This is a genomic window from Streptomyces sp. NBC_00829, assembly GCF_045161795.1.
GTDB lineage: Bacteria > Actinomycetota > Actinomycetes > Streptomycetales > Streptomycetaceae > Streptomyces.
Window position 1 is genome coordinate 349,126 of the sequence record NZ_CP108868.1, and the last position, 16,116, is coordinate 365,241.

Annotated in this window: 10 protein-coding genes; 1 reads left to right on the top strand and 9 read right to left on the bottom strand. The window is 68.8% G+C overall.

Annotation, left to right across the window (positions count from 1 at the left end):
- Nucleotide 1: 1 nt before the first annotated feature.
- From OG293_RS41330 to OG293_RS41370, 9 genes are all read right to left on the bottom strand, one after another.
- On the bottom strand, nt 2-445 hold the full coding sequence (locus OG293_RS41330; protein WP_331752455.1) for a DUF6262 family protein: 444 nt from the start codon (nt 443-445) through the stop codon (nt 2-4).
- The gene (locus OG293_RS41335; RefSeq protein ID WP_331752457.1) at nt 442-2,589 is read right to left on the bottom strand and encodes a tyrosine-type recombinase/integrase; all 2,148 of its coding nucleotides are present in this window, start codon (nt 2,587-2,589) and stop codon (nt 442-444) included. The genes OG293_RS41330 and OG293_RS41335 overlap by 4 nt, the downstream gene beginning before the upstream one ends.
- Nucleotides 2,582-3,769: a tyrosine-type recombinase/integrase gene (locus OG293_RS41340; RefSeq protein ID WP_331752458.1), complete on the bottom strand. Its 1,188-nt coding sequence runs from the start codon at nt 3,767-3,769 to the stop codon at nt 2,582-2,584. The genes OG293_RS41335 and OG293_RS41340 overlap by 8 nt, the downstream gene beginning before the upstream one ends.
- Before the next feature lie 101 nt (nt 3,770-3,870).
- Complete coding sequence (locus tag OG293_RS41345) at nt 3,871-4,401, bottom strand: bifunctional DNA primase/polymerase (protein WP_331752460.1); 531 nt, start codon at nt 4,399-4,401, stop codon at nt 3,871-3,873.
- Nucleotides 4,374-5,723: a hypothetical protein gene (locus OG293_RS41350; RefSeq protein WP_331752462.1), complete on the bottom strand. Its 1,350-nt coding sequence runs from the start codon at nt 5,721-5,723 to the stop codon at nt 4,374-4,376. The genes OG293_RS41345 and OG293_RS41350 overlap by 28 nt, the downstream gene beginning before the upstream one ends.
- A gap of 1,437 nt (nt 5,724-7,160) precedes the next feature.
- On the bottom strand, nt 7,161-7,610 hold the full coding sequence (locus OG293_RS41355; RefSeq protein ID WP_060880027.1) for a hypothetical protein: 450 nt from the start codon (nt 7,608-7,610) through the stop codon (nt 7,161-7,163).
- A gap of 388 nt (nt 7,611-7,998) precedes the next feature.
- Nucleotides 7,999-9,066 carry a hypothetical protein gene (locus OG293_RS41360; RefSeq protein ID WP_406003927.1) on the bottom strand — a complete coding sequence of 356 codons (1,068 nt, stop codon included), beginning with the start codon at nt 9,064-9,066 and terminating at the stop codon, nt 7,999-8,001.
- Entirely contained in the window at nt 9,063-9,911 is an 849-nt protein-coding gene (locus OG293_RS41365; RefSeq protein WP_079088861.1) for a ParA family protein, read from the bottom strand. Before OG293_RS41365 ends, OG293_RS41360 begins: the two co-directional genes overlap by 4 nt.
- A gap of 1,776 nt (nt 9,912-11,687) precedes the next feature.
- The gene (locus OG293_RS41370) at nt 11,688-12,176 is read right to left on the bottom strand and encodes a hypothetical protein (protein ID WP_406003928.1); all 489 of its coding nucleotides are present in this window, start codon (nt 12,174-12,176) and stop codon (nt 11,688-11,690) included.
- 159 nt (nt 12,177-12,335) lie between these two features.
- On the opposite strand from OG293_RS41370, the gene OG293_RS41375 reads away from it, so the two are divergent.
- Nucleotides 12,336-16,073: a hypothetical protein gene (locus OG293_RS41375; protein WP_331752468.1), complete on the top strand. Its 3,738-nt coding sequence runs from the start codon at nt 12,336-12,338 to the stop codon at nt 16,071-16,073.
- Nucleotides 16,074-16,116 lie beyond the last annotated feature (43 nt).

The following is a 16,116-nucleotide window of genomic DNA, read 5'->3' on the forward strand; positions in this document are numbered from 1 at the left end:
GTCAGCAGGGGCCGATGACCTGGGAAGGCGATGGGATGCTTCCGCTGCGGCGGGCGAGTTCGCGGCGGAGGTCGAGGTTCTCGCCGTGGGCCCGTTCCAGGGCATCTCGCAAGGCTTGGGTTTCCTCGCGGTGCTGCTTCTTCAGCCGGGCGATCTGGCTGGTCAGCGCGAGCACGAGGGTGGTCTGCTCATCGGCCGGAGGAGCCGGAGCGGGGATCGGACGTGCCTGAGCTCGGAGGTGTTCGATGCGTCCGCGCAGGTCGGGGTGTCCGTAGAGGAAGGCGTGGGAGACGTTGGCCTCCCGCTGGACGGCCTGGAAGGTGATCGGCTCGCCGCGCTTGATGAGAGCGCGGATCGCCTGCTCCGCGGCCTTCGTTTTGGCCTGCGATTTCGCTTTGGCGGCGGCGGCGAGGGTCTGCGTGCGCTTGGTGCGGGCGTCGGTCACGGCCGGGTCCTTCGGTGGCGGTCGAGGTCGAGGGCGAGGGGAACCGGACCGGTGGGGGCGGGGCCGCAGCCGGCGCCCTGGACCGCGCGGCCGGCCTTGTCGCGGATGGTGTCCAGGAGCCGGGTCAGGGCTGCGTGTTCGGCCCGCCGCTGCAGGAGCCAGACGTTGTCCTCGGGCATGGGACGACCGTGACGTTCCTGGAAGGCCGTGGTTGCGCGGTCGATCAGGGCTTCGGTCTCTGCCAGTTGCCGTTCCAGAGCGGGCTTGTGGGAGGCGTCGGTGACGAAGACTGAGCAGGTCAGGCAGGCATTTCCCTTGTCGCACTTCTGCAGGGGTGGCAGCAGGCACCAGCCGTGGGGCAGGAACCGGTCGGCACGGTTGAACAGGTGAAGACTGTCGTGATCGTTGTGGGAGAGGACGAGTTGGGTGCCGTCTGCCTTCAGCTTGGCGGTGGCCAGGAATGCCTGCTCTGCGTGTTCCTGGCGGGCGGCGATGTAGTGCATCGACATCGAGGGGGTGGCGTGCCCGGCATAGCGCATCAACACATGGACAGGCAGGCCGAGTTCGGCGAGACGGGTGAGCTTGGTGTGTCGGAACCGGTGCGTGTGGCTGAGCTTCACCGGTCTCCCTTTGCTGTCCCGGATCTGGACGATGTCGCTGAAGTTCCGCAGTGCTCGGCCGTAGGTGCCCGAGGAGTAGGGCTTGGTTCCGGCGAGGTTGCTGATGCGCTGGGTGAACAGGAACCTGGGCTCGATGTTCGGGAACTGCTTGCGGACCCACTGTTGCTGTTCTTCGATGACGGCGGCGACTTCGTGGTCGATGAGGATGGTGTCCGGCGCGATGTCGATCTTGCTTTGGGCGTAGCGGAAGCGGATGACCTCGCCGTCTGCGTCTGCTGGACCGTCGGCTGGCGAGAGGCAGTCGAACTCGCAGATCCGGACCTCGCTGGCGCGGCGGCCGGTGAGGATCTGGAGCAGGATCATGCGCATGGCCTGCGGGTCGCCGAATCCCTCGGCTGAGACTTGGGTGCCGTCGCTGCGGGTGACGGTCATGTGCTGGCCGCGTGGCAGGCTGATCAGGGGCAGCGCGGCGGTGATCTGCTCGAGTGCACGGTCATCGACGTAGTGCTCGTCGTTGAGGTCATGCTGCCGGGGCGTGCGCAGGGATGCCTGGTGAAACCAGCTGGCCGCGTGTGCTTCGGTGACGCGTCGCCAAGGCGATGACGGGCCGAGAATTGAACGGGCTTCGGCGGAATATTCAGCAACGAACGCGAACAACTCGCCGACTGCTTGCAGGTCGTTGTTGATGAGACGGGGGTGCACCACGCCCTTCTGTGACCGGTCTCGGGGCCGGTGCCACCGGTTGGCCGGGTCGGCGGCCCAGTGCCGGAACGCGGCCGCCTGGGCGGGCGCTTCCGCTGGGTCGCCGAGCACGTCCGTGGCGTCGTCGAAGGCAACAGCGAGCCACCGGTCGAACCGCACCAGGAGCCGGGCCTGGCTGATGGTGGACCAGCGCAGGGTGCCGGCCTCCAGACTGGTGCCCAGGTGCCATTTGACGGCAGCGCGAAGCCAGGCGTGGTTGATCCGGCCGGGTGTGACACGGCTGTTGTGAGGTTCCCGCGGGGAGATGGGAATCCGCGGATTGCAGCGGGGATGCCACACGTCCAGCTCCCACCAGTGCCCGTCGTGGCAACGCGCGATCATGGCCCAACGGGCGAGTCGGAACACAGCCCGCAGGCGGCTGCGGCAGTGCTCGGGAAGGAGCTTCTTCCAGCGGGTTGCGTAGAACCAACCGAGCAGTGCTTCAGCCGTCTCCCAGCTCATCTCCCGGACTGACGCGGGAAACGGCTTGTTCTCCTTCATCGCCCGGCGCAGAACGAGCGCGAACTGGTTGATCGGCTGGACCGAGGCGGGCGTGCCGTCCACGACTTCCTGCCAGTGCGCCATCCAGGCCAGCTCGACCTGGAAGGTCTCGGGGAGCCCGGTCAGGATGAGATTGTCCTTGTGGGCCCCGGGGGCAGTGCGCCAGTCCGGGATGTCGGGACCGATGACCGGGCCTCGCCAGGCGTCAGGCAGGTCGCGGCGGAGACGCTCGACGGGGTCGATCTGACCGGCCAGGCGCAGCCGGCGGAGATCCTCACTCACTGTCGGCCACCTGCCATCCGCTGGTGTACGACTTCCAGTTCGCCGCGGCCCGCAGAGCCTCGTCCTCCCGGACCCAGCCGTATAGGTCGAGTGTGGTCTGCACGTGTGCGTGACCGAGTCGGCGGGAGACCACCCACTCAGGCGTGCCGGCCAGCAGCAACGCGGTGGCGTGACTGTGGCGGAACCAGTGCGGCGTCCACGACGCCGGTCCGATCTTCTTCTTGCGCAGGGCGGCGGTCTTGTCCCGCACTGTCCCTTCCCGCAGGGCGGCCAACAGCGGGGGCCGGTCCTGGTTCACCAGAAGCGGCGAGTCCGTACCGATCTCCAAGCCCAACTCCGCTGCCCGGCAGGCCAGATGGGTTAGATAGTCGACGAACAGTCGCTCCAGATCGGTGCCGACATAGACCCGTCTCGGGCGCATCATCTTCACCCTCGCGCCGTTCTGGTTGTCCTCGCGCGGCACGATCTCGACGTAGGGCGTGCCGCCCCGGCCCATGACGAAGTCGCTGATGCGCAGGCCGAGGGCCTCGCCCAGGCGCATCCCGCTCTCCGCCAGCAAGGCGAACAGCAGCCGGTCGCGCAGGTTTCCCGCCCACTCGCCGCTGGACGGGTCCGGCCTCGCGCAGCCGTCCAGGATCGCCTGGATCTCCGTCGGCAGCAGCAGCGGCGGTCGTCCGCGATGGCGATGCCGCCGGACTCGGACCAGTGAGGACGGGCTCGGCACCGTGCGGGCATCCAGGTGCGCGAGCAGTCCGCGGGCGGGGGCCCGACGCGGCGTTCCGCGCATCAGCCGGCCCGCGACCGGCACCGAGTAGACCGCCCCCTGCCAGCGGTAGAAGGAGATCAGCGCGGCCAGCCTGGTCTCCAGCGTCTCCGGCGCGGGCGCTTCCTCGGGCGCGACCAGGGCGTGCTCGACGGTGCGGCCGTTGCGCAGCCAGGACAGGAATCCGGACACCGCCGGGACCCCGAGATCCCGCCAGTTCGTGGTCTCGTCGCGCTGTTCGAGGAACGTCCACCACTGGGCCAGCGACGTGGCATAGCCACGGACGGTGTTCGGCGACCACAGATGCCGGTGAGCCTCCAACCACTCCTCGACCGGGGCGACCGTCCGGTACCTCTCGTCGATCACCGTCCACGTACGCCGCCCGCTCTCGGGCCGGACCGCCAAGCTGTGTGCCACTGGTGCTGTTCCGTCTCGTTGAAGAACTCCCGCTGATAGCAATGCATCAACGACGCAGAACGCTCACAGTGACGCTCGTAGAAGACATAGAAGAGAAGAGCTCAGGCCCCGTTGATAACGCTCGGGGTCTGCACGGTCAGCGTCGCCGGGGCCTCCAGCAAGCTGGCCGCCCGCCGTACCCGGCACAGCAGGTCCAGCACGTCCATCCCAGTCCGCACCCGGTCCAGCTCCGTGTCCGGGTGCTGCGTCAAGTCGACGCCCGGCAGCAACAGCGCCTGATCCGGCGGCGGACGGTCATGGTCGTCGAGGTCGAGCACCACCAGGCCGGACGGCCCCGTGGCCACGCCGACGCCGAAGTCTTGGCCGCGCCACCAGCGGTGGATCAGCTCCCGCTCCCGCGTCGCCGCACGCACCCCGTGGCAGTACCGCCCGGCCTCCCGGCACGCACACCCGTCCGCATCGGGGAATCCGCACGCCGGGCGCGCCCCGGTCGACGGCGGCCGGCACCGACGGCAGTTGCCCGCCGGACGCTTCGACCCCGGCAGCAGCGGATGCACCCACCACCCCCGCTCAGCGCACCGCAGGGCCAACTCCACTCCCCCGATCACGCCGCGCTCACCGCCTCCCGGCACTCGCCCGCCGCCGGCCGCGGCACGCGGATCTCGTCGTCGAGCGGACGCGCCGCCAGCTCGACCATCCGCTGCCGCCAACCGACGACCTCCTCGGAAGCCGACGGCCGATCCACAGCCCTGACCTGCCCGAGCCGCTGGGCGAGAAGGAGCTCCGCGCAGCGCTGCCGGGCCTGCTCGGACACCGCACGGGCCTGCAGCTCACCGCTGCGCCGCGCCCGCTCGATGCCGAAGACCCGTTCGGCCTCAGCCTGGGCCTCCGCCGACTCCAGCAGAGCGTCCACCGCGCGGGCCCGCTCCTGTCGCAGCAGCTCCTCGGCCAGGTTCCGCGCCTCCCAGGCCACCGCGGCCTCCGGCATCCCCTCTCGCCGCAACCGTCCCGTCACCCGGTCGACTTCGCCCTCCAGCCGAACCCGGGACGCAGCCAGCCGGCCCGCCACCACGCCCAGATCCTTCACCGGCCCGTTTACGGCGGCTGCGACCTGCGCCGCCTCCTCCACAGCCGCACGGACCGTGCGGTTGTACGAGCACACCGGGCACAGGCCAGCGGCCTCCGGGACCCCGCACTCCTCACACGCCTGTGCCGCCAACTCCGCCTTCGCTACCTCGAGTTCCTCGCGCTGCTGCGCCCAGACCACCTCGCGGCGCGCCCGCTCCGCCACGGCGCGCTCGCGCCGTACGGCGTCCCGCGCGGCCCGCAGGGCGACCTCCCGGCTCAGCCGCCGTTCGACCTCCGCCCGGGCTTCGGCCGGCGCCAGGCGGGGCAGCTCGGCGGCCATGGCCTGGACGACCTGGTGCCGCAGCGCGCGCCGGTCCCCGATCAGGAGCTCGCAGCTCGGGCACACCAGACCGGTGTCCATCCGAACCTGGTCGTCGCACGCCGTCGCGTAGCACTCCGCCCGCTGCGGCAGACCCCGCGACAACAGCCAGCCGACCGGCTCGCGCACCCGCTCACCGTGCTGAGCAGCAAGCCGCCGCTCCAGCCGCTCGGCCAGCACCACCGGCGCCTGCTCCGAACCCACGATCCCCGCCAGCCGCCGCAACTCGGCCTTGAGCGCCACCCGCACCCGGGTACGCCCCCCGGCATGCCCGATCCGGGCCCACTCCAGCCGCACCGGGTCCAGCACCTGCTCCAGCCCCCGCGGCAACGACCACCGCAACCGGACCGGCTTCGCGACGACCGGCCCGGGCGCCGTCTGCCCGATCCCTGCTCGATCCGGCTGCTGTTCCCCGCGAAGCGGGCCACCCTGCACACCCGGCTCGTCGACCACGCCGATCCTGCCCGCGCCGGATTCGATCTCGCGCCCATCCGCGCGCTCCGGCAACGGTGGGAACCCCAACGCGGCTTCGCCGGAAAAGCGAGATGAAGCAGTACCAGAACCACCATGAGTAACCACCGGTGCGTGGCCAGCGTGGAGGTCTGCAGAAGCCGACGGGTCGGCTTGCTCGCGAGGACCCGTACTGACCTGGGCATTTACCGAATCCTTGGCCGACTGATCCCCGGATGCACAAGTGGAGGCGGCGGAGGCGGCCAACAGGAGGTCTTCCAGGCTCTCCTGAGCCCACCCATCACCGGCCAACACCATTTCGTCCGCGGGAGATTCAGTCCCTGCGCACCGTGGACACGGTCCACCCTCCTGCGCCGGTTCATCCGCCAACACGGAAGAACGGCTGGCAGACTCCGTTGGCGATACCTTGCGCAGCCGCGCATGAGCGGCTGCGACCGCTGGCACCCGAAGTCGACCGCCATCAGCGCGCTCCTCCCCCTCCAACTGGAGTTCCCCGGCGGCCACCAAGCGGTCGACCGCAGCTGCTGCGACATCGACCTCGCAACCCATCAGGCGAGCCACCGTCACATCGGCTCGCCTGATCCCCTGAGCTACCCGACCTGGGGCCATCCGTACCCGACCGTCGGCTCGGGCCTCCAGGCACAGCAGCACCATGGCCAGACGGTCCGTCGCTGCGCCCCTTTCGCGCCGCGACGCCATGAACCCAGCCGAAGTGGCGGGCTTGTCCTTCGGTGTCCATCCCGGACATGTCACGGCCTCGCAGAACCGCAGCAGTGTTGCCAGCTCCCGCTTGGTCAGCGTCCCGAGCGGCGCCCCACCAGCAGCAGCGCGCGCTTCCCGCAGCGGAAGAAGCTCAAAGCGCAGCGCGACAGTCCGCCCCTCCTCGGACCGCTTCGGCGCGCACAAGATGGAACCCGACTTCTTCGCATCCGGCACCAACGTGTGCCCAACGTGCGAGACCGAGCATCCCAGCCAGCCACCAACGTCACGAGCCGTCATATCTACGACGGCAGACATCAAGGGAGCTTTCGCCAACAGGACCACGGCGGTCAGCTTGACGAGCGGACTTTGCCCAGCCAGTCGGGAGTCGTGAAGCAGCTCCCGAACTGCGGAGGCAAGAGCCGTACGCATCGCTGGAGATAGCAGAAGAGGCTCATTGGCCTGCCGCTCATCAGCGAGGTTGTCGGGCGAGTGTGGGGCCGGGGCGCGCCGCGTTGTTTCGGCGTTGGGCACGACTGAGCCAGCCCTCGGACGGGTAGCTATGATCTGCTCCTGTCGAGGAGGTAGGAGAACAACGGCCATCGCGGACCGGCGCTGCCTGGGGAGGTAGAGGAGCCGATCACGTGACGGTGTGGAGTTTGGAATTTGAGTAGTGCCTAACCTCCTCGACAGATTTGGCCCGGGTCGTGCACCCGGGCCATTTGCATCAGGGGGTAGTCCGTGCGTCCCCTGAGTGCAAGTCATAAGCCGCTGCTAGCGGGCAGAGCCGGCGACCTCGTTGGTCGGCCGCTTCGATGGAAGTTCCGTGAACCAGAGGCCCAGCGGCGCGTAGTAGAAGGGCTCCGAAGCGAGCTTGAAGAGGGCGGAGCAGTAGGGCCCCGGGCCCGTGGCCAGTTCACATCCGGTTTGGTGTACGAACAGGCCCGTGTCTGGTTGGACTTCGTCCGGCAGGGCAGCCCGCGCAGTCTCGATCGTTATTGACTCCCAGACCCGTAGCCCCTGGTCCTTGTTGGCCGGCCGACGTTCTTCCGGCCAGACAAGGCGCTTCAACGCGCCGTAGAGCCGGACCAGAACGATGTCCGACTCGACGATGTGGTGGGCGTCGATCACGCCCTCGTCAGCCGCGTCTCGCGCCACCTTGGGCAGAACATGGGCCTCTTGTGCCAGGGCTCTGAGTGACCAACCGCCCGGGGCAGTCCTCATCAATCCATCCTCACTTTCCGTTAGCGGCATCCTACCCCGTGATCGCCAGCATTTTGGTAATGACAGAACCACCGGGTGTCGCATCGTCGTACTTTCCTGCGGCTTGATGGTCCATCAAAAAGCCCGAAACTCAGGGCAAATCAGCACAATCAACCGTCATGGTCGCGGTAGTGACAGAAGCAGAGAGGGATGCCGGTGAGCGTGACAGTGTCACGGTGCGAAGTTCCGCCCTTGGGCGAGTCGGGCGGCCCCTGCGGCGGTATGCGCGCAACGTCGTGCGTATGGGTGCGTGTTGGGGTGCGTGCGTGAAAGTGGGTGAATATGTGAATCAACATGTAGTTGAAGGGCCCGGCCGATGTGGCCGAGCCCTTCAACTACGCGCTGATCTCTACCGGACTGAGGGGAATGGGCCTTCCTCGTCCACCTCGTCAAGGAAGCGGTCGACGGCTGCGGAGACGACGTCGAGGATGATTCCTCCGCTCCCGGCACCCCGTTGGCCACGCATCGTGCGCTTGAGTCCTTTGAGGAACTCGGACATGTCCGGGGAAACACCGGCTTGAATGCTCACGCCCGGCGGGTGCTCGCCTGACCACCTCTCGATCAGCCACTCGTTGGCGAGCGACGCGAGCTCCTCAGGGCTCAGCTCGCTGATCTTTCGCAGAGCCGCATCGAGATAGTGGCCGGGCATGAGGTTGCGCTTCGAGCTTGCTGCGTCGTCGTCAGCCTTGTCCAGAAGCCGGGCCTTGGTCTCGCCCTCGATTCGGCCAGACCAAGTCACCCAGTTTCGTTCAGTACGGTGCTTGATGAACGACTGAAGGACGGTAGCTTGAACGGGGCCTGGGCTGCCTGCCTTCTTTCGCCTCGGCCTTAGAGTCGGCTCCGCCGAGGCAGCGGAAAACCCTGGCCCGTCATTGCGGCGTTGCCGTGTGGCCGGCCGACTGGGGCGAGTGCCCTCTTCTGTAGAGATCGCCTCTGGAGCGGCCGACGCGGGCGCCTCGACGATGGGCTGGTCCGTTCCCTGCTCCTGTTCGGCCAGCTGCGCCCCTGGCGGCTCTTCCGTCTCTGCCGCAGCAGCCTGATTGGGAAGGGACACCGCGTTGGAGGCGTCAACTGGAGGCAAGGTGCGGGTGGCTTCTACTGCCACCTGCTCCCCCGCAGGAGGTTCGTCGATATTGACAGCCCGCAGTTCGCGAGCAGGTTCCTCATCTGCGGGGGCCGGCGGTTCGGGTGCTGGCGGGAGCGAGGCGGACGGCTCGGAGCTGCCACGGCGTTCAGATTCGGCTGCGTCGTCGCCAAGGAAGCCACCCTCGGTGGCATCGTTGCCTACGTGCTCGATGGCGGAGAAATCGAAAGATCGAGATTTCCCTCTCCTCCGCTTCGGGCTCGCTCCAGTCTCGGCCGGCCGCTTCCCTGTGCCTTCCTGTGCCTCCACCTGGTCATCAGGAACGGTGCTCACGTCGTCGAGCCCTTCATGCGAGCGAGGATCTCGACGGTGAGGTCCTCGTACCAGCCGCTTGCCGCATAGCTCGGCTCATCAATCACGATGGGTCGGCTGATTCCATACGAAGCAGAGATTTGCGGGCTCGTTCGGATCTGCTTGCTGAAGGGCGCGAGCTCGTGCTTCTGGAGGTACGTGTCGACAGCGTCAGCCTCATCGGTTCGCTTGGAAGGCGGCTGTGCTTCATTGATCACCGTGCCGAGGAAGACAGGCTGACACTTTCCCTCGGTCCTCTCGGGGACCTTCGCAACGTTGTTCCGTACCACGCGGGCTCCATCGGCGGTCGCGAGTCGCGGGTTGCACACGGCGATGACGAAGTCGCCGGCGGCAAGAGCTACCGAGGACAGAGCGTCCGCGGAGGGTGGGGTGTCGACGAGGATGAAGTCGAACTCGTCCTCCACCGTCACGAGCAGCTCTCTAAGACTGGAGATGGCCTCCCAGCCGCGCTTCGCTACCTCGGTTCGGGCACGGTCGGTGACGTTCATGACCGACCCGATGACGCTCAGGGTCCCAGGCTTCTCGAACTCCTTGAGGAGGACGCTTCGGTCGACCATGCGGCTGTGCAGTGGCGGCATCGCTCCGAGGTCGTCGGAGTCGAGGGCGTCGATGTAGTCGATCAGCGCGCTGCCGATGTCCTGCGGCTTGCGGGCGAACGCGCCAAGGGAGACGCCGAGCTGGCCCTGGAGTTCGAGGTCGATCATGCCGACGCGAGCTCCACCGCTGGCGAGACTTGCACCGATATTCGCGGTTGTCGTGGTTTTACCCACTCCACCCTTTTGGCTGGCGAGGATGATGACCTTCATGGGTGCCTTCCTCCCTCTCCCCTACCTCGCCCTGGTTGCTCGCTGTCCTGGGGCACTGTCGACGTCTGTTGGGGGTTTGGGACTGTCAGATTCACTATGACGGTCGCAAGATTAACAGTCGGGGGGTCGCATCCCTTGCAGTACCGGGTCAGACAGCGTGTCGACGGTGCTCGTTCGACTGAGGCATCGAATCTGTCAGTCCCGAACTCCCTTCCCAGTGACGCGTTATAGCGCGTTTTGTGCGATATGTAGCCAGGCTTGGTTGCCTCGACTGCCGGCGCCGCGTCTCCGCGTGTGGGCCTAGGGCGTCAAGTGGAGGTGCGAGGCCGCAGGCCGGGCCGCATCAACGCGGGACAGCATGACCGCGCTAGGGCTCGCGTGAGCTGGCATCAGTGCGATGGGACGCCTGCCCGGAAGCGCGGCTCGGCGTGCGCTGGGTCGACCGGGCCAGGGCGACTGGGGGCGCACATGGTTGTGCAGGGGACGCCGCTCGTGCGTGTTCAGGCGCGGCAGCGAGTGAGTTCGTCAGCGTTGTCCTGCGCGGGGCTTGAGGTAGCGGATGTAGGGGTTGCGTCTGCCCGTGGTGGTTGCCGCCTGGGTGTGACTGCAAATGACGGGACGAGCGTCTAAGGGTGGGTGCGCTTGCACATCGCAGTGAAGGCGCGTGGCAGGCGGAGGTCGGGCGCGCGTCGGCTAGTGCGCCATACCGGAATGAGGAGTTGACGAAAGCCCGCAGAGGAGAAGGCGGCTGCGAGAGTGCGCCAGCACTTCTGACTGTGGGGGGCGCTTTGTCGCAGTACGGCCGCAAGCGCGCGCGAGTCGACGTGAACACGGACGGCAGGGGGTTGGAAGGGGGGTGCGGATTGAAGTAGGCGGTGAGGGCTGAACGCAAAAGCGTAAGCAGCGAGGGACGTGCGCAAGATCGGAAGCAAGCGCGCAGCAAAGTAAGTACGCCCGAAAGGGTGTATGAGCCGTAGAGCTGTAGTGAAGCCGACCGAGAGAGCGTCCGAGTGTGCGTACAGCAAAATGGACGAGAGAGGCAAAGAAAGAGCGTCCGAAGAGACGGCCGGACGGATGGATGAACGAGCGGTTGCAAGCGTAGTTGCAGGAAGCGACGCACGACTGAAAGTAGAGGCCGTAGTGCGTATGGGGCGGCGCAAAGACGTGAGAGGCGAAGCAAGAACGAGGTGGCGAACGTAAGCAAAGACGGTCGAGCGAGATGAAGCGCGCGTACATGGAAGCGGGGAAGTTAGTGCGAAAACACGAGAGAGCGCAAGATGGAGAGGAAGAGTGGGCGCGATCACGGCCGCGTGCACGTGTGCGTGCGTGGAAGTGTGTGAATTAGTGAATCTCGGCTCCTTGGGGGATGGTGATCTTCTTGCGCTTCCTCTTCCCGACTGCAGTGCCTGCTTCTCGAGGTGAGGGAGTTTGGGGCGCGCTGGCAGTAAAAACGCAGGTCTACGCGCCAGTGAGGCCGTATGCGTGTGTGCGTGCGTGGAAGTGTGTGAATAAGTGAACGACTCAGTGGCTGAAGAGTTCCCCAACAGGATCGAACCCAGCTTCCTTCCCTGCGGCACCGTTGCCCGGCTTCATTCACCTGCCTACGGGACAGAGATGCTCGGGGCATCGAGTCATTGCACGCCTAGCTGAGTTCCAGACCTCACGCCAAAGCGGCCACTCGGTCTGTCGCCCATGCCTCGGCGAGCTCGGCACGGGCATCGTCTCGACTGTTCACCAGTTGCCCGGTGCGCCCGTTCTCGACGATGCAGCCGTACGTCATTTGCCCACGGTCGAAGTACCGGCCCGGCACCGTGTAGGTCCAACCGAGACGTACACCGTCTTCGTCGTACGGCCAGAGTCCACCTGAAGCGCTCGGGCCGGCCCCGCTCCGTCGCGGCCGTCCTTGCGGTCGTCGACCAGGGACAGGGGGATGAGCTGCTCGGCATCGTCATGGGAGGTCTCCGCGTAGGGGGTGTGGGTGCCGTACGCCGTGACCCAGCCGTACCCGGCTTCCGTCCGGTAGGTGTAACCCAGAACCTTGCTGCGGGGCGCGAACGCCAGCAGCTCCTGCACTTCACCGTGTGCAGTAACAGCGATGGCCTCGGCCTGGTCGGCCAACAGGGTGGGCACCTGAACGGTCTCCCGTACGAGCCGCTCCGCTTCCTCGGCGCGCCGGCCGAGATCGTGCCAGCGAAGAAGGGAAGCCGAGGCCGCAGCGAGGCGGGCGCATCCCCGCACACGCGGGTAACAGCGGGAGGCCGACATCCCTCCGTCAGCATTGTAGATAGCCGCCACACCCCACCGGGCGAGAAGTCCACGGCCACCGCGTCCTGTTGATCAATACGCCGAAACCGGGGCGCAGGCGCCGTGTTGCCTGTCAGGCTGAGCCCTCGCATCACCGGGGACGTACGGACGGAACGCACCATGGCACGCAGCCCGCTCACCGCCGCTCAGCAGCGGCGGGTGCAGTGGAAGACCATCGACGGGGCGCTGGCCCCCTTCTCCACCGATTCGATTACGGTGCTACTCCAGGCCGCGCTGGCGTCTCCGGGCTGTTCCCGTGTTCACGACCACCTCCTGCTGCTGTGGACCCGCACTCTGCGAACTCCCGCGCGTACCGGTGCTGCTGCGGCAGCCGCGGATCTGCCGGGGCTGGTTGAGGCCGCCGGGCGGGCGGCGCCCGGGCGCGGTGTGGTGACCGACCGGGTTCCCAGTGACGTACGGGGCAGGGTCCGGTTCGCCACCCGGGCGGGGGAGCGGCTGCTGGTCCATCCCGGCCAGCTCGCGCACCCCCTCCTGGTCCTGCGCAGCTTGCAGCTGACCGCGCTGGCTGTCGATGAACCGGCGCGCGCAGCGGTCGGGTTCGGCCTGAGCAATGTTCTGGAGCTCGCGCTGCGCCTGAGCGACCACACCCTCATCGCGGTGTCCCCGGCGTGGGCGGCTGGCGCGCTGGACGAGGACCCGCAGGTCGTGTGCGCCCTCGCCGAGGACGAGGTCGGCGCCGCCCGTCTGCTGGCCGGCGCGGACCTGGACGCGGTCACCGCCGCGTGCGGGCAGCCGGCGGACGCCGCGCGGGCGCTGGATTGGCTGACCGAAGCGATCGAGGGCCTTCCGCTGCGCTACCACCCGCAGGCGCCGTTGCTCGGGCCGGTCCTCGCGGTCACCGCGCATGGCAGGCGGGTAGTGGTGCCGGCCTGCGCCGCGACCGATGCCCTCGCCCCGGCTGCCGGCCGCCTGCTGGGCGCTCTTCCCGCCTCGGCGGTGGAGGCCGCCGAGGAGAGGTTGCAGGACCTCGTCGTCTCCCGGACCGCGCAGCTGCTGGGCATGGAAGAAGTCCCGGCCCGTCCCGGCCGGGTGTGCGTGCTGTCCGCACCCGCCGACCGCTATGACATCGCGATCGTCAGCGCGCTGGCCGAGAGCGCCTTGTCGGCCCGGATCGAGGAAGCCCGATCCGTCCTGGGCGAGTTGGCGACCGGGCGGGGCCGCCTGGTCGTCTACGGCGGACCGCGGTTCCTGGGCCCGGAGCTCATCGAGGACACCGTCTACCTGCACACCGAGGAACTCGCCGAGATCCTCGCCGACGCAGAAGGTGACCTGGCCGTACTGGCCCTGTTCATCCTGGAACTCACCGAACACCCCGGCGTGCACGGCGTCTTCTACCGCGACGTGCTGGACGCGTGGACCGCGTGGCGGCGCGAGACGACGCTGCTGCCGCCGGGCCCGTACCGCGACGAGGTCGCCGCCGTCTCGCCGGCCGTGCACGACGTGTCCTGGGACCGGGCCGCGGCGTGGGCGGCCACCGACGAGGTGCTGGCCGCCGCTGAACTGCCCGAAGCCCTCCACTGGCGCTTCGCCCGCCTGGACAAGCCCGACCCGGACCCCGTGGGCGAGCAAGCCGACCTCGTCTACCCCACCTCAACGGGCCAGATGATCGCGCACGTCTCCACGCTCCCACCGCTCGTGGTCCTCGCCACCGTCCGCCCCGGCCCGGACACGTTCCTCGACCCAGGCACGATGACCGGACTCGCGGACGCCCTGCGCACCACCCTGGTCACCTGTCCCACGGTCGCCGACCACGCCACGCTCCCCGACGGCGCCCCCATCGTCATCGAGCTGACCGCAACCGCCGAGCCCCACCAGCCCCCGGCGACCGCCGGCGTGGACGCCGAACCCGACGGCGACCCGGAAGCGGGGGAGCGGTTGCTGCTGCACGTCGGCGCAGATCCGGACCGCGCCCGCATCGGCGTGGACATCGACCCTCCGCTGCTGGCCGCGTTCACCGGCGACGGCCGCCAGGGACACCACATCGTCGGCCAGGTGCTGCACCACCTGCTCGACCAGATCCGCCAGGCCCGCGGCGCCGGCCCCGGCACCGACCGGGAGACCTACCTGGCGGAATGGGACACAGCCCACCCGGTCCTGCGCCTGAGCGGCGCCACCAACTCCTGGCCCGCCACCGCCCCCGCCTACACCCTGCCGCGCTCGCCCCACCTGCACGCCCGCGCCCTGCGCACCGCGGCCGCGGCCGTCCGCCGAGCCCGGATCCCGGCCAGCACATGGAGCGGCCCGCAGGCTTACGCCCGGGGCGGTCCCGCCGAGCAACTGCTCCACGCGCTGGAGGAGATGCTCGCCGAGGAGATCCGCGCGCACCGGCCCGACCTGGTCGACGAGTTGGCCCGCCACCTGAACGCCGCCTGGTCCAGCCGCACGCGCGGCGACGCCGAGGCCGCCGCGAACCTGACGGCGCCGTGGGCGGAGAACTGGATCGAGGAGGCAGGCCGGCGCCAGAGCGACGGCGCCAACGCGACCTCCGCACTGCAACTCCTGCTCCAGCAGGCGATCGCCACCCCGCCCGCCGGCGAAAAGCCCGTCGACACGATCGCGGTCGCCGAGCTCGTCGCCCTGGCCGAGCTCGTACGACACTGCGGCACCACCGCAGTCGCCGCCGCCCGACGCCTGCACGACCTCCACCTGCAGATCCACCCCACCGGCGTCTTCACCCTCACCGACACCCCCGACCCCGACACCCCCGACCCCGACTCGGCCGACATCCAGGGCACGGACGCCGAACTCGCCGCCCACCTCGGCTACGACGCCCACGCCTACCAAAGCGCCCGCCAGCAGCACCGCATCACCCGGGCCGCGACCGCCGATCCCGAACCGCTCGACGCCGCCACCGTCCTGGCCGGCCCAGGCATCCGCACGGCGACCGAGTACACCCAGGCGGACCTGCCACCCCGCAGCCACCTCGCCCAGGCCGACCAGCTGCTGCGCCAGCACTGGAACTGCGGCCTGGCCGCCCTGGGCGCCGTGCTGGCCACCGCCGCCGACTGGCCCACCGGCCCGCAAGGCACCACCGCCGTCACGGCCGAAGACCTCCTACGCGAAGCCGCCGCCTGGTCGAACCTGCCCGACGAGGAGCTGATCGCCGCCACCGAGCGGCTGACCCTGCACCCGGGCAACGCGGCCTCCGTCGGAGCGCATCCCTACACCGAGGTCGAGCGGCGCACCCGCCCCATGACCCACCCCCTGATCACCGCCGGGGACCGGCTGCTCGTCCTTCCCTGGCTCGTCCACGCCGCCCAGGAGCTCTACGCCGGCTACATCGACGAAGGACGACTGCCCCGTCCCGATGTCCCCGATCCTGTCGGGAAGGCCCTGCTCCGCCACCGTCAGCAGCTCGACGAGCTCCTGGAGAGCGACCTCAAGGAGATCGCCCAGCGGGCAGGTCTGCCCCACCGCTTCCGCCTGCTGGAGAAGACCGCCGCCTCTCTCGGCATCCCCGGCCTGACCGGCGAAGTCGACCTGCTCATCGCCGACCCGGACCGCGGGAGGCTGTGGGTGATCGAGGCGAAGAACCCGGTACCCGCCGTGGCACCGCACGCCGTCCTCCAGCACATCCAGCGCTTCACGACCCGCTACCGCGACAAGCTCCTGGCCAAGACGGCCACCATCGCCGCCTTCCCCGCACAAGCCGCGGGGGCCTGCCGGGCCGCTTCCGAACAGCCTTGGCAGGTGCTGCCGTTGATGGTGACCCGCGCTGTGGAGCCCGCCGCGTTCGTCACCGACCCCCGCGTCCCGTACACCACCGCCGACAACCTCGCCCACGTCCTCACCGCGCCGGGCGACCCCGCCCCGGGCTGGATCCCACGCCGGGACTGAACCGGCCCTGCCGGGGCATGCCCCGGCCCCAGGGGCACGTACG